General features: G+C 52.1%; 1 protein-coding gene. It reads right to left on the bottom strand.

Annotated elements, in window-relative coordinates; translation table 11 throughout:
• Positions 1-8 precede the first annotated feature (8 nt).
• The coding region (locus GCM43_RS25545; RefSeq protein WP_152248668.1) for a transposase at positions 9-351 on the bottom strand (343 nt) is incomplete at its 5' end.

Raw genomic sequence — 351 nt, 5'->3', positions numbered from 1 at the left:
CTAAGTAGTCAGACGAAATTTATTGTGAATGCAGTTCCGAAATCTTTCATCAAGGATTCCACCTCGCTCAGCAATTCATTTCCTTTCAGCCCGGCGAAACGGCGCCAGAAGTACTTGGCCTGTTTCCAGAGAATCTCAATGCGATTCAGTTCCGGGCTGTAAGGCGGCAAGTAATACAGAAACAGCCCCTGTGCCATCCATTTCCGTCGGCATTTCTCAATCTGCGGCCCCTTGTGAAATGACGCATTGTCCAGTACGACAATGCGCGGCACGGTGTGTTTTTGGGCCGCGAGCTCATCGAAGAAAGCGATCACGTCGTGGCGTACTGTCGGCCGACGTTGCGTTCGCCAG

Source organism: Janthinobacterium aquaticum (assembly GCF_009208565.1).
Lineage (GTDB): Bacteria > Pseudomonadota > Gammaproteobacteria > Burkholderiales > Burkholderiaceae_D > Janthinobacterium.
This window is presented reverse-complemented; position numbering and strand designations above follow the sequence as displayed.